The sequence below is a fragment of the Lysinibacillus sp. LK3 genome, assembly GCF_001043675.1.
In the GTDB taxonomy this organism is placed as follows: domain Bacteria; phylum Bacillota; class Bacilli; order Bacillales_A; family Planococcaceae; genus Lysinibacillus; species Lysinibacillus capsici.
The window spans coordinates 37,564-59,827 of sequence record NZ_LDUJ01000029.1 but is presented as its reverse complement, the minus strand read 5'-3'; the positions used below and the strand labels follow the sequence as shown (position 1 = coordinate 59,827).

At 37.4% G+C, this 22,264-nt stretch carries 20 protein-coding genes and 1 riboswitch; of the genes, 3 read left to right on the top strand and 17 right to left on the bottom strand.

Annotated features, from left to right (window positions below; translation table 11 throughout):
* Positions 1–9: 9 nt before the first annotated feature.
* Positions 10–1,020, bottom strand: coding sequence for a GNAT family N-acetyltransferase (locus tag VK91_RS19625; RefSeq protein WP_048395273.1), 1,011 nt, complete (start codon positions 1,018–1,020; stop codon positions 10–12).
* A gap of 224 nt (positions 1,021–1,244) precedes the next feature.
* Here VK91_RS19625 and VK91_RS19620 point away from each other — a divergent pair, with 224 nt between their 5' ends.
* Positions 1,245–2,228, top strand: a complete 984-nt coding sequence (locus VK91_RS19620; protein WP_048395271.1) for a tRNA-dihydrouridine synthase — start codon at positions 1,245–1,247, stop codon at positions 2,226–2,228.
* 39 nt (positions 2,229–2,267) lie between these two features.
* Here the strand turns inward: VK91_RS19620 and VK91_RS19615 are convergent, their stop codons facing one another.
* On the bottom strand, positions 2,268–3,515 hold the full coding sequence (locus VK91_RS19615) for a TerD family protein (protein ID WP_048395269.1): 1,248 nt from the start codon (positions 3,513–3,515) through the stop codon (positions 2,268–2,270).
* Positions 3,516–3,759: 244 nt separating this feature from the next.
* On the opposite strand from VK91_RS19615, the gene VK91_RS19610 reads away from it, so the two are divergent.
* Positions 3,760–4,950 carry an MFS transporter gene (locus VK91_RS19610; protein WP_048395267.1) on the top strand — a complete coding sequence of 397 codons (1,191 nt, stop codon included), beginning with the start codon at positions 3,760–3,762 and terminating at the stop codon, positions 4,948–4,950.
* Between the two features lie 116 nt (positions 4,951–5,066).
* Here the strand turns inward: VK91_RS19610 and VK91_RS19605 are convergent, their stop codons facing one another.
* The 5 genes from VK91_RS19605 to queF form a co-directional block, all read right to left on the bottom strand.
* Positions 5,067–5,606 carry a VUT family protein gene (locus VK91_RS19605; protein WP_048395265.1) on the bottom strand — a complete coding sequence of 180 codons (540 nt, stop codon included), beginning with the start codon at positions 5,604–5,606 and terminating at the stop codon, positions 5,067–5,069.
* Between the two features lie 41 nt (positions 5,607–5,647).
* Complete coding sequence (gene queE, locus VK91_RS19600; protein WP_004233410.1) at positions 5,648–6,376, bottom strand: 7-carboxy-7-deazaguanine synthase QueE; 729 nt, start codon at positions 6,374–6,376, stop codon at positions 5,648–5,650.
* Positions 6,369–6,839 (bottom strand): 6-carboxytetrahydropterin synthase QueD, encoded by a 471-nt coding sequence (gene queD / locus VK91_RS19595; protein WP_048395264.1) that lies wholly within the window; start codon positions 6,837–6,839, stop codon positions 6,369–6,371. The genes queE and queD overlap by 8 nt, the downstream gene beginning before the upstream one ends.
* Positions 6,840–6,842: 3 nt before the next feature.
* Positions 6,843–7,502: a 7-cyano-7-deazaguanine synthase QueC gene (queC, locus tag VK91_RS19590; protein WP_048395262.1), complete on the bottom strand. Its 660-nt coding sequence runs from the start codon at positions 7,500–7,502 to the stop codon at positions 6,843–6,845.
* Positions 7,503–7,607: 105 nt separating this feature from the next.
* Entirely contained in the window at positions 7,608–8,108 is a 501-nt protein-coding gene (queF, locus tag VK91_RS19585; RefSeq protein ID WP_004233404.1) for a preQ(1) synthase, read from the bottom strand.
* A gap of 125 nt (positions 8,109–8,233) precedes the next feature.
* Positions 8,234–8,280: riboswitch (PreQ1 riboswitch) on the bottom strand.
* Between the two features lie 309 nt (positions 8,281–8,589).
* Between queF and VK91_RS19580 the strand changes: the two genes are divergently transcribed.
* Positions 8,590–12,363 (top strand): S8 family serine peptidase, encoded by a 3,774-nt coding sequence (locus tag VK91_RS19580; RefSeq protein WP_048395260.1) that lies wholly within the window; start codon positions 8,590–8,592, stop codon positions 12,361–12,363.
* A 199-nt stretch (positions 12,364–12,562) separates the two neighbouring features.
* On the opposite strand, the gene VK91_RS19575 is transcribed toward VK91_RS19580, so the two are convergent.
* The 10 genes from VK91_RS19575 to walK form a co-directional block, all read right to left on the bottom strand.
* Positions 12,563–13,291 carry an amino acid ABC transporter ATP-binding protein gene (locus VK91_RS19575; protein ID WP_167444822.1) on the bottom strand — a complete coding sequence of 243 codons (729 nt, stop codon included), beginning with the start codon at positions 13,289–13,291 and terminating at the stop codon, positions 12,563–12,565.
* 27 nt (positions 13,292–13,318) lie between these two features.
* Complete coding sequence (locus VK91_RS19570; RefSeq protein WP_004233396.1) at positions 13,319–13,984, bottom strand: amino acid ABC transporter permease; 666 nt, start codon at positions 13,982–13,984, stop codon at positions 13,319–13,321.
* 31 nt (positions 13,985–14,015) lie between these two features.
* Complete coding sequence (locus tag VK91_RS19565; RefSeq protein WP_048395258.1) at positions 14,016–14,798, bottom strand: transporter substrate-binding domain-containing protein; 783 nt, start codon at positions 14,796–14,798, stop codon at positions 14,016–14,018.
* 231 nt (positions 14,799–15,029) lie between these two features.
* A complete protein-coding gene (rlmH, locus tag VK91_RS19560) occupies positions 15,030–15,509 on the bottom strand; it encodes a 23S rRNA (pseudouridine(1915)-N(3))-methyltransferase RlmH (RefSeq protein WP_048395255.1) in 480 nt (159 codons plus the stop codon).
* 90 nt (positions 15,510–15,599) lie between these two features.
* Positions 15,600–15,764, bottom strand: a complete 165-nt coding sequence (locus VK91_RS22605; protein ID WP_004233391.1) for a CxxH/CxxC protein — start codon at positions 15,762–15,764, stop codon at positions 15,600–15,602.
* A 246-nt stretch (positions 15,765–16,010) separates the two neighbouring features.
* Positions 16,011–17,306, bottom strand: a complete 1,296-nt coding sequence (locus VK91_RS19550) for a S1C family serine protease (RefSeq protein WP_048395254.1) — start codon at positions 17,304–17,306, stop codon at positions 16,011–16,013.
* 166 nt (positions 17,307–17,472) lie between these two features.
* Positions 17,473–18,261: an MBL fold metallo-hydrolase gene (locus tag VK91_RS19545; RefSeq protein WP_048395252.1), complete on the bottom strand. Its 789-nt coding sequence runs from the start codon at positions 18,259–18,261 to the stop codon at positions 17,473–17,475.
* The gene (locus VK91_RS19540) at positions 18,261–19,085 is read right to left on the bottom strand and encodes a two-component system regulatory protein YycI (protein WP_048395249.1); all 825 of its coding nucleotides are present in this window, start codon (positions 19,083–19,085) and stop codon (positions 18,261–18,263) included. Before VK91_RS19540 ends, VK91_RS19545 begins: the two co-directional genes overlap by 1 nt.
* Positions 19,072–20,397, bottom strand: coding sequence for a YycH family regulatory protein (locus VK91_RS19535; protein ID WP_048395247.1), 1,326 nt, complete (start codon positions 20,395–20,397; stop codon positions 19,072–19,074). The genes VK91_RS19540 and VK91_RS19535 overlap by 14 nt, the downstream gene beginning before the upstream one ends.
* Positions 20,394–22,259 (bottom strand): cell wall metabolism sensor histidine kinase WalK, encoded by a 1,866-nt coding sequence (gene walK, locus VK91_RS19530; RefSeq protein ID WP_048395245.1) that lies wholly within the window; start codon positions 22,257–22,259, stop codon positions 20,394–20,396. Before walK ends, VK91_RS19535 begins: the two co-directional genes overlap by 4 nt.
* Positions 22,260–22,264 lie beyond the last annotated feature (5 nt).

The window sequence follows — 22,264 nt, the reverse complement described above, 5'->3', positions numbered from 1 at the left end:
TAACTAAATTTACAATAATCCTATACTTGGGTTATTAAAGTTTGCCCAGGCTATATCACTGTTAATGTACCTAACCATTCTATAGGCTACTGGCTTAAAACCGCACTTAGGCCAAAATGCCGATGCAGCAAGATTAGTTATTCTCCAATCTGTAATGATATTCTCATAGCCCGCCTCTTTCATCCTTCTACAGCCTTCATTCATCAACTTTTTTCCCACACCTCTTCCCATTTGAGAAGCGTAAGTACCTGCAATCGTTAGCTCTATTGCATGCTCAGGTGTCATCAAATCTGAATGTATAGGATAATATTTTTGAAATCCTAATTCCTGCCCATCCTTTACTGCAACGAAACATGTATCATCATTCTCCTCTACTATACTTTTATATGAGTCTTTTATGCTCATGACAACCTCAGGGAATACAGGCTCAAATGTAGGTGCGGAATTTTGATACGATTGAATGATCCTAGACATTTTCCCCATCATTTCACTATCCATTTTATTTGCAACCCTAATCTCTGCATTACATGTATTTTCAAATGGTTTATAATCTCCAATGTTCATGACCCCATGTACTTGTTGTATAGAAAAGCTTAATCGTTGGTAGGCATCATAGTAAGCCTGATTTCCAAGAGGAATTATCGTGTAATGCATAAAGCAACCTTGCTCTAGCCATACCACTGAAATCTCTGCATATAATTTTCTAATAAGCTCAGCGGATTGATCCTTTCTGATTGCCAACCCTTCATATGGTACCCATACATGTCTGCCTCTTAGAGAGTCATTCTTGATGACTCCGATTAAATATCCTACTAGGTCATCTTTAATAAATGCTCCAATCCCCTTAATAGTATTATGAGCAAATAAGTTTTCAAGCATATTTGTTATATGTTCAGCATTAAGACAGCTGTTGTTTAGAAATGGATATACTTCACCCTCAAGGCTCTGTCTATTTTCGAGTAATTCAGCCATTGTGGGTACATCATTCACACCGATTGTTTTATATTTATATTTTCCCACTTCAACTCTCCCCCTAAATTTCTACATTATATTACATATTATATCATTATGGATAATACAGGATTTTGTTGGATATTTTTAATTACTTTCTAATCTAAGAGCGCCAAAGTCTAATTACAATGATGCATTTCTATCCTTAAGCTAAGCCAATTAACTATGTAGAAATAAAGTAAATATGATATCTTTTTGCAAGGTAGTATTTTGGAAAGAGAGGATTTTTAGCAATGAATCAAAAAAATTTCTGGCTTGATTTACCACGGCCATTCTTCATTTTAGCTCCAATGGAGGATGTGACAGATGTTGTATTTCGTCATGTCATTCAGGAAGCAGGGAGACCCGATGTATATTTTACGGAATTCACCAATACGACAAGCTATTGTCATCCAGATGGGTTAGATAATGTACGTAACCGCTTAGCTTTCACAGAAGATGAACAGCCTATTGTTGCACATATTTGGGGAGACAACCCTGAACATTTTCGTCAAATGAGTATTGGTATGAAGGAATTAGGCTTTAAGGGAATTGATATTAATATGGGTTGCCCAGTTGATAATGTAGCAGAAAGAGGTAAAGGAGCTGGATTAATTCTTCATCCTGACCTAGCCGCAGATATTATTCAAGCAGCCAAAGCAGGAGGCTTACCCGTCAGTGTCAAAACAAGACTTGGCTTTACGGTTGTAGCAGAATGGCGTGAGTGGCTTACACATATTTTAAAACAGGATATCGCCAATCTTTCTATTCATCTCCGTACAAGGGAAGAGATGAGCAAGGTCGCTGCACATTGGGAATTAATTGGAGATATCAAAAAACTACGTGATGAAGTTGCTCCCCACACATTACTGACGATCAACGGTGATATTCCTGATCGTTTAACAGGTCTAAAACTAGTTGAGCAATACGGTATCGATGGTGTAATGATTGGGCGCGGGGTGTTTTCAAACCCATTTGCCTTTGAAAAGGAACCTAAAGAGCATAGTGCCAAAGAATACCTTAATTTACTATACTTACACCTTAACCTTCATGACCACTATTCCAAGGAATTCGAAACACGTTCATTTAAAGCATTACAACGTTTCTTTAAAATATATGTACGTGGCTTCAAAGGGGCTAGTCAATTGAGAGTTCAATTACTGGGTGCACATTCTACGGATGAAGTCCGTGAATTACTAGCTACGTATATTGCCCACGAACTAAAGGAGAAAAAATAAGAGGAGATTGGCTATCGCCACTCTCCTTTTTATTTGCTTTTACTTGTAATCATTTATTGGGCCTTTATCCATTAGAACTTCTACCATATTAGAAGAGCCCATCTTCAGCTTAGGTCTACGTTCAGAATTTGGTTCACTATAAAGCTCTAATGGGCTGATAATCACACCATCTGGAGTATTATGAAGTATTCCAGGTACACAGGAATAAATTCTATCATTATTATTAGCATTTTTAGCAAAAATAGTAACGGAGGTTCCATTATGATTATCTATACTCATAGACACCTTATATCTGTAGAATGAGCCTGTGCCATTTGATTGGGCGGAATAAACCACAGGAACAACAGCTAAAACATTATTATTTAATCTCAATTTGATTACTTCAGTTTTTGTTGAACCAGCATCTCTCCCAACATCCCCCATGTGTTCGACTACCCCGTTGTGAAAACTCCTAAGTGGAGGTGTATTTTTCGCCCCAAACATAGCTACATCGATCTGCTGACCATCCTTTGTATAGACTAAAGCATATATATCGTAGTCAGTACCAGTTTGCCATGATACCGTAGCAGTAATTTCAGGCGTTTTATCAATGATAACTGGCTTTTGACCTTTGGTGAGACTGACATTCCCTTTTACCTTTTCAAGATTTATCTGTGATAACATGCTTTGTCTATTTGTACTTTCTGGAACATTTAATGATTGATCAGGTTCTATCAGCATTTGTTTTTTTATAGTTGTTGATTTAGAAAACTTGTTTTGTTCTTCAGGTTCAACCTCAACACCGTAATTTTTACATAACCCCTCTAACCCAGAATCAAATCCCTGCCAAATAGATCTCACCTTTGTCTGACTACTTCTTAGATATAATTCTAATACTACGATTCCATTTTCATTTGCAAAATTAGCTGGTGCTAAATTGATAATATTGTTATCAGTACATATTTCTGCCTTTAAATTTTTCACATTTGAAAAACCTTGGCTATTATCTTCTGTAAGTGTTATAGCTATTTTAGTAATACCTTCAGGGATTTTACTCATGTCAAAATTCATTTTATGTATTTTTATATTCCCTACAATCTCAGATGGTATCAGGGTAGCTGCACCAGATAAGCTAGTTGGTTGATTATAAAATATAATGCCGCTATCTCCTTGTACCTTGTTTACATCCGTTAAAAGGAATGCAGTTAACGAAATATCGATCGAATTAGACATTTCGTAGCTAATAGTAACACTACCTTTTTGGGAACTTATAACTGTATTTGCTCCCATCTGAAGGAATTGAATCATGTGAATCCCCCTTATCCCCTTATTATGTATAGATATCAAATTGATAAAATTGTAAAGTTAATCTTCCAATTAAAAAATTCGAGTAATATTTACAAAATCCTTCTTTAGAGGAAAATAACCGGAAACAAACACTGTTATTTACAGAAAACCAATCTAATTTCTCATAAATGCATTTTATGATATGATGTTTAAATTGTGTGTCTACTAAGTAGCACAGTTACATTCTTCAAAGAAAGAGGTATTTATGCATCATACACAGTTATCCAAGCGACATTGGTTACTTATCTTAACACTTGCATTATTAACATTTGTTCTTGGGACAAGCGAATTTGTTATTGTCGGGATCTTAACTGATATTTCTTCAAGCCTTCATATGACAAATGCAAAAGCAGGCACACTCGTTTCTGCGTTCGCTATCACATTTGCCATCGCTACACCACTCGTGATGTCAGCAACAAGCCATTTTCCAAAGCGTAAATGGATGTTGTTTTTGATAGGTTCCTTCATTGCCTTAAATGCTCTGTGTGTAATTTCAACGAGCTATATTATGCTCCTTATACTTCGGGTTATGACCGCGATTGTAACAGGTGTATTGATCTCTCTAGCCATGATTGTTGCAAGCGAAACCATGCCGATTAATAAACGCGGCCTTGCTATATCATTTGTTTTCGGTGGTTTTACACTGGCCAATGTAGTTGGAGTACCCATTGGAATTGTAATCGCTGAATGGTACGGCTGGAATGCCACTTTTATGTTAACCACTCTTCTCGGAGGGTTGGCGTTTGCGGCATCTTTTTTTGTCTTACCTACTCGACTCAGCCAAGTACGAAGCTCAATACGGGATCAATTTTCTTTAATAATTCAGCCTCGAATTTTAATTGCCTTTTTCATTCCTGCTCTCGGGTTTGGTGCAACCTATGCAGTCTTTACGTACCTTGTTCCTATTTTAAAGGGAATGGGTGCACCAAATAATTCTATAAGTTTAATCTTATTCGGCTACGGCTTTCTTTCGATTTTCAGCAACATTCTTGCCGGTAAAATTGCCACTCACAATGCCATCGGCCGACTTCGGTTTGTCTTTCTCGCACAAGCTATTGTATTGACAAGCTTATTTTGGACAACAAACCATTTTACTTTAGGATTAGCGAACATCGGACTAATGTCACTAATGGCCATCCTCTTAACAACATCTACTCAACTTTATTTAATAGATTTGGCCGAAATTTATAAACCAGATGCTAAAGGACTCGCTGCTTCTCTTATGCCCGTGGCAAGTAACGTAGGCATCGCTTTTGGGTCTGCATTAGGCGGCATTGTATATCATCAAGGAAATTTGATGAATGTCACATGGGTCGGTGGTATAGTTGCCGTCAGTGCAAGTCTACTAACTTTCTTTAGTTATCATTTAGACCTTAAACAAAAGAAAACAGCATAAAAAATGCAAGAGGTACATTAGAAAGAATATAAATCAAACAGACCCATTCGAATAAAGCGAATGGGCCTGTTTTTAAAAAGCTTACTTGTGATCCGTATCTTCATAATAAGGAATAATTATTCTGGAATAATATATTTTTCTTTCATTGGCCCAACTTTATTTAAAATAATTGCGCCAATCATTTGTATAATCGTCTTCACAATAATTTGCCCCAAGATGGCGGCAGGTACCGCTTCCCATGGCAATATATTGGCACCAAGTGGACTTAAGCCGATTACTACGAAAATTGCAGAATCTAGAAATCCTCCAACAAGACCACTGTAGAACACACGCCAAGCCATTGGTAATTTTAATCGAGTATAAATTTCAGTATCAGCCGTTTCAGCGACAACAAATGATAGTGCTGAGGCTACCACAATTAAAAGTGTATCACCTAGTAGGAATGACACCACAGCTGATAAAATTAAAGCTGTAATAATAAATAAATACGTCTTTTTTCTACCATATTTATTTTGTACTAGATCCCGAAAAATAAAGGTTGCCCCAATTAAAAGCGTTCCCATTGGGACAATAAACATACCAAAATGTAAAGGTGCAAATGCTGCCGTTACCACATTAGCAATAACAATAGATAATAAATAAAATAATATTCTCAAACTATTACTCCTCAAGTAAATTTAATTTTTGTAAGAGCACCCTACACGCCTCTTTTATTTCCCCACACAAGGGCATGTAACTGTGGCAGTACTTTAACATCTCTTAAATCCTCATCCTTCATTACTCTATCAATCAGTGCACGATATTTATCCAATAAATTCATCATTAATTGTGAATTATCAGTTGCCGTGAGATCATCATTACCGACTTGAAGATAAAAAGGAATCATGGGATATCGATGGTGAATTTGTTTAGCATAATCGTAATCCTCTTGATTAAAAACGACTATTTTGAGGGATACATGGTGATTGCTGTTCCGATCTTTAAGTTTTTCGAAGATATAAGAGAGCACCGAGTAGTCTGTGGTCATTCCAGAACTAGGTGGCTTTGGTGAAATTGTCAGTTCATCAATTTCATACATCCACTTTTGCCACCTACTCCCCTGTGTTTCTACCCCGATTTTTATGTCATTTTCTTTTAAAATGGCAATAAGCTCTGCTAAATTCGGATTGAGTGCAGGATTGCCGCCTGAAATTGTGACAAATGAAAAACCATTGCCCCCTAAACGTTTCAACTCAGACCAAATCTCTTCCGCTGTCATTTGGACAATAAGGTGCTTTCCACTGCCATCCCATGTAAACGATGAATCGCACCAAGAACAGGAATAATCGCAGCCCGCAGTTCTTACAAACATTGTCTTCTGGCCAACGACCATACCCTCTCCTTGAATCGTTGGCCCAAAAATCTCGATAACAGGTACTTTACTCAACTTCCATCCACTCCCTTCTAGCTTCTGCATAGCTTGTTGGAGTCTCGTAAAGCCTGATAAACTCTACACGTACACCGTTATATCCTTCATCACGCAAGGCCTCAGTCAACTTTTCGTAAATCCAAACAACAATATTCTCTGCCGTCGTATTCATGAGTGGAAGCGTTTCATTTAAATAACGGTGATCCAAATGAATCTCTATTTTTTGTTTCCATATTTCTTTTATATCGCCGAAATCGATCATCAAACCACGTTCATCAGTGTAGCCACTCAGTCCTAATATAGCTCGATAGGTATGCCCGTGTAGATTTTTACATTTCCCTTCATAATGATGTAGATGATGAGCAGCATCGAAGGTAAATTCTTTGCTTATAAGAACACGCTTTGCATGGTATTTCAATTGATTTCTTTGAATATCCACATCAATTCTCTGGAGTCTCTCAACGATTTTAAAATCTGACATGCCTTAAGACTCCTTCCTATAACTTAAATACTCATCAAGCCCTTTATTTCGCAATTTACATGCTGGGCATTCACCACATCCATCTGCTATGACACCGTTATAGCAAGTCAACGTTCTTTGTCGTACAAACTCAAGTGCCCCAAGCTGATCAGCTAATTCCCATGTTTGTGCCTTATTCAGCCACATCAAGGGTGTATCAATCACAAAGGAATCATCCATCGATAAATTTAACGTTACATTTAAGGATTTAATAAAGACATCTCGGCAATCCGGATATCCACTAAAATCAGTTTCACAAACACCTGTTACAATATGCTTTGCCCCTACTTGGCTCGCTAAAACGCCCGCAAATGAAAGAAAAAGGAGATTGCGGCCAGGCACAAAAGTCGATGGGAGCTCACCATTTTCTCCGTCCCTCACCTTTATGTCTTGTCGTGTCAATGCATTCGGAGCAAGTTGATTCAGGAGAGACATATCAAGTATGTGATGCTTGATACCAAGCTCCTCTGTTATCACCTTCGCACAGTCAATTTCAAGACGGTGCCTTTGACCATAATCGAAAGTTACTGCCTCAATCTCTTCAAAGCGTTCTTTTGCCCAGAACAAACAAGTTGTACTGTCCTGACCTCCACTAAATACTACAATTGCTTTTTCCTTTTTCATCTATATAGACTCCCTTATATCGAAAAAAACAGCACTCTAAGAAAAAGTGCTGCTTTCTTCTTAGTTTTTTTAAGAGGGTAGCTAAAAACCTCTGTCTTGCTTCATTTATCGATTATCAATTTTTTCTGGGTTAAGATCGTGGTTCATTAAACGATAATTGGCGATTTCTTCGTATTTAGTTCCTGGCTTCCCATAGTTACACCATGGATCAATCGAGATACCCCCACGTGGAGTAAATTTCCCCCAAACCTCTATATATCTTGGATCAAGTAATGCAATTAAATCATTCATAATGATATTAACGCAATCTTCATGGAAATCGCCGTGATTTCTAAAACTGAATAAATACAACTTTAGAGATTTACTTTCAACAATTTTTTTATCTGGGATATATGAAATGTACATCGTTGCAAAATCCGGCTGATTTGTAAGCGGACATAAACTAGTAAACTCTGGACAATTAAACTTAACAAAATAATCTCGATTAGCATGAAGATTATCCACTGCCTCTAATACCTCAGGTGCATAATCATAGGAATACTTTGTACCTTGATTACCTAATAGGGTCAAATCCTTTAATCCTTCTTCATGACTTCTGCCAGACATAAAAAAACCTCCTTGTAAAATGTTTCCCAACACTTTTCAAGAGAGGTATCACCAATCATTCTATTTAAAACATAAGTAAACAGATAAAAAAAGCCACGTCCGATATGGACATGGCATATTGTCATGTTTCCATAGTTTTTTATAGAGGGTATCAGCTATGAACCTCTCCCGTTCTAGTTCGGGCATTCTTTTCTTCAATATCGTACAAAAAATAATACAGGACGTCAAATAGATTTTTTATAAAACTCTTAAATGATAAAAAGTATGAATTACTGTAAGTCAATACTCATTTGAAAGTTCTACTTTTTTATTAAATTACTAGGAAAATAGAATTAATTCATTTTTGACAAAGTAATACTAATTATCAATATTTTGAGATTTTTCAATATTACGATATTCGAATTATCTCACCTGTGATAAATTGGAAATATCACACTAAACTGAAAAGTGTGATAATTAAGAGTGGAGGGAGAAATGAGATTTGAAAAAGTTTAAGTTTACGAAGTTTTTAAGTAGTATGATAGCTTTCGTTATGGTGCTTTTTCTATTGGTTCCATTATCGAGTGCTAATGCTGAAGATTCGAAACCATTCAAGCAGGATAGCCAAAGTGAAAGTATACTTCAATTAAAGGCGGCTATCGCTGAACAGCTAAGCTTGTCTAAAGATGGTCCAACTCTTCACGAAAGCTTACAAAATGTATCAGGCAATCAAGAAGTTGCAGTCATCGTACATTTATCTGAAAAGCCTGTGGCACTAGAGCAAGGAATGAGCCAATTGAAAGGCCAAAAGTTCTCTAATGCGCGAGCAAATGAAGTTCGATCAAATGTAAAATCTCAACAAGCACAAGTTAAGAAAGAATTAGCTACTAAAAATGTTCAAATGACTCAAGGCTACACATTTGATACTGTTTTAAACGGTTTTGCAGCAACTGTGAAAGCAAATGATCTCCCAAAGCTGCTTTCAATAGAAGGAATAACATTAATTGAACCTGATGCAATTGTTTACGCATCTGAAGATAATACAATGAAATCATCAGAACTGATTAAGGAAGATCAATTAGAGGCTCAAATGAATACAAGTATTTCTTTCCTCGGCATCGAACAGCTTTGGAATGAAGGAATTGAAGGACAAGGTATAAAGGTAGCAGTATTAGATACTGGTATTGACACAGATCACCCTGAGTTCGCCGGAATTTACAAGGGTGGGAAAAACTTCATTCCAAATTCATCAACTTACACAAAGCCTCGGGCAGATGACGATGCATCGGAAACCTTGCCTTCTGAGCGTCCTGCTGGAACACCTGAATTTAATGAAAAGGGAAGCTCGTTCTATACTTCTCACGGTACCCATGTTGCTGGAACCATTGCAGCAATTGGAGCTAACAATTTCGGCATTAAAGGAATTGCTCCAAAAGTAGACCTTTATGCTTACCGTGTTCTTGGTGCATATGGAAGTGGGGCTACATCTGGTATTGTTAAAGCAATTGAAACGGCTGTAACAGAAAAAATGGACATAATCAACCTTTCTCTTGGTGGGGGGGCTAACTCTGAAACGGACGCTGGTTCATTTGCTATTAATAATGCAATGATGGCTGGAACAATCGGAGTAATTGCAACAGGGAACTCCGGCCCAAATCGAGGAACAATGGGCACGCCTGCAACCGCTCGTTTAGGAATTGCTGTGGGTAACACAACAAATCCAGAAACAATGTATAACGGTGAAGTGAATGTTACAGTTGGTGACTACAACTTAACAAAACAGCTCCCATTAATGGGAACAACTTTTGGAAGGGATTTAGCAACACAGCTTCAAGGAGAATTTGACCTAGTTGCTATTCCTGGAAACGGAGAAGTAAAAGACTATGAGGGAATTGATGTAGAAGGTAAAGTGGCATTAATCTCTCGTGGCAGTATCGCATTTGTTGATAAAATTGCGAATGCAAAGGCAAATGGAGCAGTCGCCACAATTATTCATAACTTTGCTGGTGGAACAAATGCACCTAATATTTCAGGTACATTCCTGGGTGATTCCTTTGCTTTTCTACCAACATTTGATATGTCCCAAACGGATGGCAATGCAATTCGTGCTGCATTAGCCGGTGGAACTGGAAAAGTTAGCTTTAGTCAATTTACTTCCACAAAGACACTGGGAGATGAAGTAAACGATTCAAGCTCCCGTGGCCCATCTACGCCAAACTTTGATATTAAACCAGATGTAAGTGCACCTGGAACAAACATTATGTCAACGATTCCAATGTATAAAAAGGACTTCCCTAATGCAGATTATGCAGAGGCATATGATCGTAAAACAGGAACTTCTATGGCAACACCGCATATTACAGGTATTGTTGCATTACTTAAACAAGCAAATCCTGATTGGAATGCGTTCGACATAAAAGTGGCGCTTTCTAATACAGCAAAGGTTTTAGATAAAACAAAATACGATGTGTTCTCTCAAGGTGCAGGTCGTGTAAATGCTTATGCTGCAGCACATCCAGAAATTCTTGCCTATGCATTGGATAGTGCAATTTTAGATGGAACAGGAGCTGTTTCAGAAAACTTAAAAGGGACAGTTACTTTTGGTCCACAATCACTTAAAGACCAGGATATTTCCGTAACGAAACAAGTTTTAGTAAAAGATATAAAGGGGCACGGCGGTAATTATAATGTATCAATTGATGTGACAAAATCATTTGGTGATGCAACTGTTACAGTCGACCAGCCAACATTTAATCTAGTTGGTGAGCAAGTGTTAAATCTTACATTAACGGCTTCACAAGCTACAGCTCCAAACGGCTCGGAAATACTGGGGTATATTCACATCAGCGGTGGTGCTACAGAAATTTCATTGCCATTCGCAGCTGACTTTGGAAGCGAGGCAGTAACTGAAATTAAAGATTTAAAGATTACAGAAACAGACCTCTCCTTTAATGGAGATGGCGTGAAAGATTCAGCTGTACTTTCATTTACATTAACTGGCGATGTAACAACTAACTATATCGAGCTATGGGATATTATGAATCCTCAAGGTGGAGAATATGGTGATGGCTACATCGGTTATCTACATGCAGGTACTGCGCTAGGAAAAGGCTCTTATACGCTGAATATCGCTGGGCAATACAAACCATGGGGAACAGAACCTGCCACAACAATTCCAGATGGTCTCTATACTATTGACTTTACTGGTCTTGCGGCATCAGGGGTAGTTTCCGATTATGTTGGACCAATTATCGTGAAAACAACTAAACCAGAAATTACTGGTTCAGTAGCTGAAGGTGTCGCTACAGGAAAGGTAACAGATAAGTATATCGACTACAATGAAGAGTTATATTTATATGGTTTAAACTACAATTTAAATGATAAATTAAAAGCTTCCTATATTGCGACTGTGAATGGCGAAATACAAGCGCCAGTTCCTTTTGAATTAAATCAAGACGGTAGCTTCACATTCCCAGTAACAACAGAAACTAATGCTGTATCAGTAAAAATTGAAGACGCTGCAGGGAATGTTGGTGAAGCACTAATATTTGAAAAAGATGTAGTTGAACCAAAAGTAACACTTTCTGTCAATCCAACTGAGCTAGACCTAACAGCTGGGGAATCTGCACAACTTACGGTAACAGAGACATCTACTCCTCCAGAAGGTGAAGCAACAGAGGAAGATGTAACTTCAAAAGCAACTTATGTTGTGGGAGATGAAAATGTTGCAACAATAGCAAATGGATTAGTAACTGCTGTAGGTGAGGGCACGACTACGATTACTATTTCATATGGTGATCATGAAGTTACGGTAAATGTTACAGTAAAAGCACCTGTTGTAGAAACACCAATCGTAACACTAGAAATTGACCAAGCTCAGGTTGAAACTAGAATAGGTAAAGAGGTTATGGTTAAGATTACTGAAGTAACTACTTTTGAGGGTAGAACAACAGAAAAAGATGTTACTACTCTTGCAACCTACGAAGTAGCAAATGATAAAATAGCTACTGTAAAAGCAGGGGCTGTAAAAGGTAAAGGTCAAGGTACTACGACAATTACAGCAACGTATGGTGACCACACATTAACATTTGATGTATTGGTTGAAAAGCCGAGCAATGGTAATGGCAACGGCAATGGTAACGGCAATGGTAACGGCAACGGCAACGGCAACGGCAACGGCAATGGTAACGGCAACGGCAACGGCAACGGCAACGGTAATGGTAATGGTAATGGTAATGGTAATGGTAATAATGAAGTTACCGAAGTTGAGTTATAATTAAATAAGTACAGTTCCAGCAAAAAGAGAAATTGCGCTTTGCAATTTCTCCTTTTGCTATTTAAATTTCACTTACTCATGATAAGGTTGGCTGTAACGAGTCTATGTGCAGTTTTTCTGTACAAGCTTTATCTAGTAATCGAATATTTAATGCAAAACCATAAAAGATCCTAACATTACCGTTCAGAACCTTTTAGTTTTATTTAAGCATCGTTGCAGTTAAAAATTCTCGTGTTCTCTCCTCTTTTGGATGATTGAAAAATTGTTCAGGTGTGCCGCGTTCAATAATTCTCCCATCATGCATATAGACAATCCAATCAGCTACCTCTTTTGCGAATCCCATTTCATGGGTTACAACAACCATAGTCATTCCTTCTTCAGCCAAATCTTTCATGGTTGTTAAAACCTCTCCCACAAGCTCAGGATCGAGTGCCGATGTTGGCTCATCGAAAAGCATAATGTCTGGTTCCATCGCAAGTGCTCTAGCAATCGCCACCCGTTGCTTTTGCCCCCCTGATAGTTTACTAGGATAGACATCCGACTTATCCTCCAAACCTACTTTTTTCAGTAATTGTTTTGCTTTGATGATAGCTTTTTCTTTGTCTACACCCTTTACCATAACAGGTGCTTCAATAATATTTTCTAAAACCGTTTTATGTGGGAATAAGTTGAAATTTTGAAACACCATCCCAACCTTTTCTCTAATCTTGTTAAGATCATCTGTCCGTGGATTGACTTCATTTCCCTCAATTATAATATTGCCATTATCTTTTCTTTCTAAAAAGTTCAAGCAGCGAAGGAGGGTGCTTTTCCCTGACCCACTCGATCCTATTAGACAAACAACATCGCTCTCGTAGACTGTCATGTCGATATTTTTCAATACATGTAAGTCTCCAAACGATTTATTCAATTGACTTATTTTAATCATTTCCTTAGTGTCCAATTTTTTCAGCTCCTATCTGTCGCTTACTGCTAATTTTAATTCAGTTCGGTTCACTACAAATGTCATCAACGCTACCAGCAATAAATAGTAGACTGCTACAATGAGTAAGTAGGTCATTTCATCGAAATTATTCGACCCAAGTGTTGTCGCCACATTAAACAGCTCATTCATGGAGATAAATGCGGCTAACGAAGAATCTTTTAAACTGATGATAAATTGATTGCCTAAAGGCGGCAATGCTCTACGGAATGCCTGTGGGAGAATAATCCTTCTTAATGTCAGTGTCTTTGTCATTCCCAAAGAGCGTCCTGCTTCAAATTGGCCATTATCGACTGACTGAATTGCTCCCCGAAGGATTTCAGAAATATAAGCTCCATTATGTAGCGCTAGAGCAAGGGAAGCAGCCCAAAAATCAGGGAGAAGGAAAATCCCGCTAATTCCGAAGTAGAGGATAAATATTTGAACAATCAGTGGTGTTCCTCGAACCAAATAGACATATATATCTGAAATAAGTTCTAAAATTTTTATATTAGAAATTTTTAATAAGGCAAAGACTAGTCCGATGATGATTCCCAGTAAGATAGAAACCACCGTCAGCTCTAATGTTAAAAGCATAGCTTTAAAGAATACACCTTTTGTTTCCATTAGTATTTGAAAAAAATGCGAAAAACTTGGCAAAGTACTACTTCCTTTCTTTTATAGCATTGGTTTATTCTGATTTTTCGGTAATGTCCTCACCAAAATATTTGATACTGATTTGAGTCAATGTTCCATTTTCCCGAAGTTGTTCCAAAGATTCATTAACTCGCTTCAATAGCTTTGGATTATCCTGAGGCAACACAATCGCTTGTTCACTGCGATTAATTAATTGCTGTCCTTTAATCTTAAAACCTTCCTTTTCAGCAGTTTTTCCTGTAACAAAATCTGTAATTACTGCATCATGACGCCCACTACTCAACGCCTTTAATGCCGTAATATCGCTGTCATATGTTTTGATGTTGTCTGTATACTTGGAAGCTGTATCGGCATATGTTGATCCTTTTGCAACAGCTACTTCCTTTCCCTCTAAATCTTCGACAGTCCTAATTTTACTATCTGGTCTGGTGAAAATTTTCGGTCCTGAATAATAATAGGGGGTAGAGAAAGAAACATGTTTACTCCGCTGCGGGTTAATCGTGTGACTTGCAACGGCTGCATCCGCTCTTCCCGTTTTCACCCCTTCAACAATCCCTTTGAACTTGATTCGTTTCTGAACTGGCTCAAGGCCCATTTCCTTTGCAATCGCTTCACCAACCTCAATATCAAAGCCCGACATTGTAAGATCGTCATTTATATAACTAAATGGCTTAAATTCACCAGAAGTAGCAAAAACAAATTGATTTTTATTGATCAGTTCAGATCCATCTTCAAGCTTCTGTTTCTCTACACAACCAGATAAAAGGCAGACTACGATTGTGCTAAAGACCAATAGTAACTTTTTATTCAACAACATGTTGGCTATAACTCCTTTCTCTTTCGATTATTCCTACAATCCTTTCTTGCTATATAACTTGCTTATGATAGTTAATACCCAATCCACTCCCAATAAAACAAAAAAGTATCAGGCACTTTTAATAGTGCCTGATACTTTTTCTACAAATTTCGCGATATATAATTATCTTTCAGGTATTCTCTTTACCCTAAAATGCTGCTTTTTGAATGTATAAAACCTAGAAAACCGCACTTACTTATGATACGGTTCACCCTTCATAATCCTAAAACTACGGTAAATCTGCTCGACTAGTACAAGCTTCATGAGCTGGTGAGGAAGGGTCATCTTACCAAAAGATTGCTGCTCATCTGCACGCTTTAACACATCATCATGCAGACCAAGGGAGCCGCCGATGACGAAGGCGATTTTGCTTTTGCCGTAGGTCATGAGGGATTCCATATCGGCAGCCATTTGTTCGGAGGTTTTCATTTTGCCGTTGATGGCTAGGGCGATTACGTAGGCATCCGGACTGATTTTCGCTAGGATGCGTTCGCCCTCTTTTTTCTTGACGATATCCATTTCAGCTTCACTTAGCTGTTCAGGTGCCTTTTCATCTGGCACTTCAACCAAATCCATTTTTGCATAGCCGCCAAGACGTTTTACGTACTCATCGATCCCCATTTTTAAGTACTTTTCTTTTAGTTTGCCGACTGATACAATCGTTATATTCACACGTTATCCACCTTTACAATTCATTTACAAACAAATTATCCACAAAAGTTATCAACATATCCACAAGCACTCTCTATATATTGTGTAAAGTTATTTACTTGATACAATATATTCTGCTGCCTGTTCACAGTAGCTACACTTTGTGGATAACTTTTTATCCTCTTCGATTTTATCCATAATTGGGAACACTTTTTGCTCTGCTACAAACATGTCTAAAGCGTGATCTATATGGCTTTCACAGCTGTACTTTTCCATTTTTTGATGTCTCCTTATTTTCCGAAATTTCCACAAACTTATTCACAAATCAGTCTATGTTATCCACAATCTATTGTAACAAAGTAATAGCATGTATGGAAGAAGTGCCTTTTACTCCCGATTTACTGTGCGAAATTAGTATTCACAATTTTCTAGTTATCCACAATATTTCATAAAAGTATTTTCTCTATCCTCATAAATAAAAGCGATGGAGATTGATTAGATCCCCATCGCTTTTCATATTCTTTACAATGTATTACCGTTTGTTAATGTTAGTGATAGCTCGACTAATTTACCTTGACGGTACACTTTTAATGTTAGCTTATCACCAATTTTTTTGTCATTATATAAATGTTTGCGTAAATCAATAGTTGTTTCAATTTTTTGACCATCCATCTCTACAATAACATCGTATTGTTGAACCCCTGCTTTTGAGGCTGGTGAGTTATTCATGACATCTGTTACAACAACGCCTGTTGTCACCTCTGCAGGTAATTTTAATGTTTGTTGTTGATAGAATGATGGCACATCTGTTAAATCTGCAAGTGAAACTCCCATTGTTGGACGTTTCATTTCTCCATTTTTCTCTAGTTCCTCGATAATTGGAATAGCTGAATTAATTGGAATAGAGAACCCTAAACCTTCAACTGAGGATTCAGCAATTTTCATGGAGTTAATTCCTACTAATTCTCCAGCTAAGTTCACAAGTGCTCCACCACTATTCCCTGGGTTAATCGCAGCATCTGTTTGCAATACTTCTTGTTGCCAATCTTCTGTGCCATCACCATTTAAGTCTACCGGTACAGAACGGTCTTTACCAGAAACAACACCAGTTGTCACAGAACCATAGAAGTCTAAACCAAGTGGGTTACCAATGGCAATCACTGTTTCGCCTTGTTTTAATACATCTGAATTCCCGAATGTCGCAACTGTTTTAACATTTTTAGAGTTAATAGAAATAACTGCAAGGTCCGTCCAAACATCGTGACCCACTAATTGAGCTGGTTCTTTTGTTCCGTCTGGCATTGTGACCTCTAACTGCTTTGCCCCTTCAATAACATGGTTATTTGTGATGATAAAGGCTTTGTCACCTTCAATTTTATAAACGACACCTGAACCGCTTCCTGCCTCTTTTGTTGTCGTTGATGGTGGGCTCCAAAAACCTCCGCTTGTGACTTCTTGAATATTTGTGATACCAACAACTGCTTGTGAGGCTTTATCAACTGCAGTTGTCACATCTGTCGTTACTTCTGTAGCTACCTGATTAATTGTTGTGTTATTTTTTCCTGTATTACTTGTTGTTGTTCCAGGCATTTGATTGACAAGTCCCGGTAGCATAAGCCACACAAGTAAGGCACCTATAATGACACCGACCAGACCACTAAAGAAATAGCCGCCTTTACCTCCTCCACCTTTCTTTTTCATGCGCTTAGTCTGCATTTCTTGCTCCTCGCGCTCTAGTCTTTCTTGAAGAGGTGATTTCGGTACTTCATCATTTTTAAGGAAATCACTGTTTTTATCATCATCTTGGAAATAGCTCATGTTCGTCATCCTTTCCTTTGAGTGCTATCTAATTAGTTGTTACCCTAATCTTACGATTCAAACATTAAAATCAGATGAAAAACAAATAAAATAGGCATAAAAAAAGCTGCTCAATGCATTTTTTTATGCGTTGAACAGCTTCAAATTTTATCTAAATAGCCTATGATTAAACCGTCACCAATTTTGTTGGTTCTTCTGCATCCGTATCAAATAGATGAACATGCTCACCAACAAGGATGCCACAAGATTGTAAGGTTTGTGCGACACTCATACGTGCTAGCTCTTTCATATTATTATCTTTACTTAAATGTGAAAGATAAATATTGGTCGTCTTATCAAATACAACCTCACTCATTGCAATTGCTGCATCCTCATTAGATACATGTCCTACATCACTTAAAATACGACGTTTAATAGACCAAGGATAGCGTCCCATTTGTAGCATATTGACATCATGATTACTTTCAAAGACAAAAGAATCAGCGCCTCGAATAATTCCTTTCATACGATCACTGACATAGCCTGTATCTGTAATAATAACAAGCTTGCGATCATTTTCATGAAAAGTATAGAACATTGGATCTGCTGCATCGTGTGAAACAGCAAAGGATTCAACAGCTAAAGAACCAAAATGCTTCACTGTATCCATTTCAAATTCAAAACGTTGCTCTACAGGAATGTCCCCAATAAGCCCATCCATTGCCTGCCACGTTTTGGCGTTTGCGTAAATTGGTACATTATATTTCCGTGCCAGTACACCAATTCCTTTAATATGATCACTATGCTCATGTGTAACAAAGATACCACTGAGCTGCTTCATATTACGGTCGATTTTTGTAAATAACTGCTCCATCTTTTTCCCACTAAGACCCGCATCAACGATAAAAGCATGATCGTCATTCTCTACATAAATCGAATTCCCTGTACTGCCACTTGCTAAAACACTAAATCGCATTATTCAACTCCCCAGTCTTCTTCTTCGCTCTCTTGCTTGTCCTCCTGGATTTCGATGACTTTACCTTCTACTGCATTCACAAAGTACTCCTCTTTTGTCCCATCAGATAATTTCACTTGAACTTCCCATGTTGGCACCAATACCTGAGTACGTGTCAATTTAACAAGCGTTGAGTAACCTAGTTTCATTTGTGTAATGCGAGAATCTGGCTTGAGCGGTCCCTTTGCATACAAAGTTTGAATAATTTGAAGTGGAGGAATAACTGTTTCCTGCTGTTCCATTTCTTCAATATTATCAATCATTGTTTGCTCATACATTGTTACTTCGTTATTAGCATTCCATTTTATTTTTAATGAACCACTATAATAGAACATTCGATTGTTTGTCTTTTGGAAAAAAATTGCGACTCGTTCTTCGCGGTCTATTTTCCATAAAGCATAAGATGCACCTTCAATGATGTTTGCTAGAACAAAATCTGTAAAGCTTGCGTCATCACTTACATTACGTAATTTAACAGGCCTCATAAAAATAACACGAGCCTTTGTATTATTATCATCCTTAAATTTAACTTGCTGGTTACTATTATTAAATTCGGCTGGTGTGAATTTATGCACTTGAGCTGTCATATACGAAGCAGATTCAATATTATTTGGTAATGTGCCGTACGTAATATTATCATCCTTTAAACGAGCTTCTATTGTTCTTTCACCTGGTACCTCAATATCTTTTGCTTCATTATAGCGATTGACATAAAGTGAATACAAGAAGATGTTCAGTATTAAAAAAACGAATATAAAAATAGATTTTGTTCTATTCCAATCCATTTTTAACACCTCCTAATACTTCAGGAGTCAGTTTAGTCCATGTACCATTACGAATAACAAACCAACAAGGTTCAAATATAAATATATTCTGTTCTTGATTTTGTGTTAAATAATAGCCTAAGACGATTTCATCGATATCAGACAGAGGAATACTGTTAGCGCTTTTTAATCTCTCTGCGATTTCCGCACCTGATGCTAACTCTTTGATTTCTTTCTCCAATGATATATCCATATCCAATGAGAAGTATGGGCGCTTATAATGGAAAATTCGACTATCTCCCCAAATCGTTGTCATTCGTGTAATGACATGATTGCTATAGACAGGGAAACCTTGCAAATACATTTGATAATCTATTTGATTTTTATTGGTATTGGATGAAGCATAGCGGAAATCTGCGGTAAATCCTCCATGCTCATTAATAAATTCAAAGCTATCCTTTAAAAGCTTGGATGGCTCGACTCTAATACTACTTTCTGCAGCAGGATAAACATAGTTTAATGATTTAAGATTTGTTTCTAAGGTCATTAACGACATACCATCTGTATATTTTTCAGAGGATGCACTTTCCACATTTCGCTGCACAATATTTGGATCTGGGAATAATACATTTTTAAATAGTTCTGGCGTAATATCCTCAATAAAATACGTATATTTTACAGATTCAATATTACTGTTCGCCAAATAAAGAGATGTATAGCCTTCTCTTTCTACTTCTTTAAAAACCTCATATTTTTTGGCAGGCTCTATGACTTCCTGTATAAATTGATTCATGTTTGGCACACTGACATGTGAGCGGAATAATGATTGGTTATTACCACTAATGTAATACAACATCAATTCTTTGCTATTGTAATTACTCCAATCTATAATCATACGATTGAACGTTGTTTCTGGTAATTCCTTATCAGTGAACTGAAAGGTTGTGTTAAAAGCTGAAAAAGGAATCTCTCCTGTAAAAAATATTGTCATTCGATGATCTGCGCCAATAATTTGATTCACATAGTTTGCAGAAAGATTATTGTTTACAGACACCAAATCTAAAACATTCCAGCCTTTAAATACTTTCATCATGTCTTTCATAGCTGCATTAGAAACAGTGCCTGTAAACTCTTCTTCAGATCGGAAAATAGCCTTGTATGGTCGAATAATATCCTCCATATCCTTTTGCGGCTTAATTAAAATTTCCTCGCCCTCTGTTTTTTCAATATATTTATAATCAGGTGTATAGGTCCAAATTAAAAAAGTTAAAATCACACTCAGCATAACAAGTAGAAATAATACAACAGATTTAACTGGCTCTATATATTTCATTCCCACTCACCTGCCTCACCAAATTCATCTGCATCATATGGTAATGTGAAGAAAATTGTTGTACCCTGTCCTTCTTCACTTTCAGCCCAAATCTTACCGCCGTGTGCTTCAATCATTTCCCGCGCAATAGCTAGTCCCAAGCCTGTTCCTCCCATAGAACGAGCGCGTGCACGATCCACACGATAGAAGCGATCAAAAATACGGCCAACATTTTCTTTAGGAATACCCATGCCATCATCTGAAATCATGACTTTCAACATGTCATCCTGTCCCGTAAAGCCGAAGCGAATATTGCCACCATCTGGAGAATATTTAATAGCATTGGAAATGATATTATCAATAACTTGTGTGATTTTATCCGTATCAATTTCTACATAAAAGGAGGTTTCAGGGAATAATCGTTCAAAATGTACCTTGTCAGACTTAGACATTTCAAATCGGTCTATAATACGGTTAAAGAATGAATTAAATAAGACAATATCTTTATTCAACTCGTAATCTGAACTATCCATTCTTGATAACTGCAGTAAATCATTTACTAGACGAATCATACGCTCTGTTTCGGTTTGTGTCACATTTAAAAACGTAGGAGCAATATTTTCATCTTTCCATGCACCATCTGCAAGTGCCTCTAAATAACTACGCATTGTTGTTAATGGCGTTCTTAACTCATGTGAAACATTCGAGACGAATTCCCGACGATCCATTTCAATCTTTTCTTGCTCTGTTATATCGTGCAAAACAGTAATCAGACCATTAATAAAGCCTGTTTCTTTTTGAATAACAGAGAAATTAGCACGAAGTATATAGGGAGCATCTGCTGTACTGAAGTTTAAATTCACGGCATCATTCATATGAATTAAGTCTTCAAAACTATATTCCTGATCAATCCCCAATACAGAGGCGATAGGGCGCCCTAATGTAATATCTCTTGAAATATGCAGTAATTCCAATGCAGGGTCATTGATGAGAATAATACGTCCCTTACGATCTGTTGCAATTACACCATCTGTCATATTACTCAGAACTGAATCTAGCTTTCGACGTTCAGCTTCTGTGGTCGATTGTGCTTCCTGCAAACGGTTGGTTAGATGATTAAAGGTGATGGCTAGCTGGCCGATTTCATCTGTACCATATACACGTACCTTTCGAGAATAGTTCCCCTTCGCCATTGCCTGAGCCTGCTTTCGCATATCAGCAATAGGCTGTGTAATCGTTCTTGCCACAAGAATACCTAAGAAGATGGTAATGACCAAGGACATTGCCGTACCACCAAGGAAAATCTGATTAATATCATTCATTTGTTCAAAAACGGATTCAATATTGGCTTCAATATAGAGTACACCAATGATTTCATCATCTGGTCCTGCACCCGCACGAATGGGATTCGCTAAAACCCACACACGATTTCTCGTCTTATTGTCCAGCTTAATAATATCAAACAGTGTTTCGGCAGATATCGCTCGACGTACAAGGTCAGTATTAGAGCGCTGACCTATTAAATTCTGGTTTTCAAGCTCAGATGTTGCAAGTATTCTTTGTCTATCGTCAATAACACGAATTTCTAAAATATCGCCATTTGAAACATCCCTTAAACCAGTAGAAAACTCCATAACAATTGACTTTAGGCTCTCCTCTAGTTTAGGCATGCTTTCATCGCGTTCCTTTAAAATTTCCTCACGAAGACTATATTGCATCAAGTCAACTCGCTGAAAAATGGAATCTTGGAAGTTGCTCTTCAAATTTCTTTCTAATTCACGAGCGAAATAGATACCGATAATTTGTAAAGCAAGCAATATTAATAAAATATAAATCAGCACTAGTTTGACATGAATGGATTTAAAGAAGCTCACTTTCTGCATTCCTA

What these genes read in the sequence shown, in the direction of transcription:
- VK91_RS19575 (WP_167444822.1), bottom strand. Translation starts at nt 13,291, where the DNA reads ATGATTAAAATAAGTCAATTGAATAAATCGTTTGGAGACTTACATGTA.
- VK91_RS19610 (WP_048395267.1), top strand. Translation starts at nt 3,760, where the DNA reads ATGCATCATACACAGTTATCCAAGCGACATTGGTTACTTATCTTAACA.
- walK (WP_048395245.1), bottom strand. Translation starts at nt 22,259, where the DNA reads ATGCAGAAAGTGAGCTTCTTTAAATCCATTCATGTCAAACTAGTGCTG.
- VK91_RS19565 (WP_048395258.1), bottom strand. Translation starts at nt 14,798, where the DNA reads ATGTTGTTGAATAAAAAGTTACTATTGGTCTTTAGCACAATCGTAGTC.
- queC (WP_048395262.1), bottom strand. Translation starts at nt 7,502, where the DNA reads ATGAAAAAGGAAAAAGCAATTGTAGTATTTAGTGGAGGTCAGGACAGT.
- VK91_RS19535 (WP_048395247.1), bottom strand. Translation starts at nt 20,397, where the DNA reads ATGAAATATATAGAGCCAGTTAAATCTGTTGTATTATTTCTACTTGTT.
- VK91_RS19545 (WP_048395252.1), bottom strand. Translation starts at nt 18,261, where the DNA reads ATGCGATTTAGTGTTTTAGCAAGTGGCAGTACAGGGAATTCGATTTAT.
- VK91_RS19540 (WP_048395249.1), bottom strand. Translation starts at nt 19,085, where the DNA reads ATGGATTGGAATAGAACAAAATCTATTTTTATATTCGTTTTTTTAATA.
- VK91_RS19615 (WP_048395269.1), bottom strand. Translation starts at nt 3,515, where the DNA reads ATGATTCAATTCCTTCAGATGGGAGCAAATACAGTTATAAGTTCCCAA.
- queF (WP_004233404.1), bottom strand. Translation starts at nt 8,108, where the DNA reads ATGTCTGGCAGAAGTCATGAAGAAGGATTAAAGGATTTGACCCTATTA.
- VK91_RS19550 (WP_048395254.1), bottom strand. Translation starts at nt 17,306, where the DNA reads ATGAGCTATTTCCAAGATGATGATAAAAACAGTGATTTCCTTAAAAAT.
- VK91_RS22605 (WP_004233391.1), bottom strand. Translation starts at nt 15,764, where the DNA reads ATGGAAAAGTACAGCTGTGAAAGCCATATAGATCACGCTTTAGACATG.
- queD (WP_048395264.1), bottom strand. Translation starts at nt 6,839, where the DNA reads ATGTCAGATTTTAAAATCGTTGAGAGACTCCAGAGAATTGATGTGGAT.
- VK91_RS19620 (WP_048395271.1), top strand. Translation starts at nt 1,245, where the DNA reads ATGAATCAAAAAAATTTCTGGCTTGATTTACCACGGCCATTCTTCATT.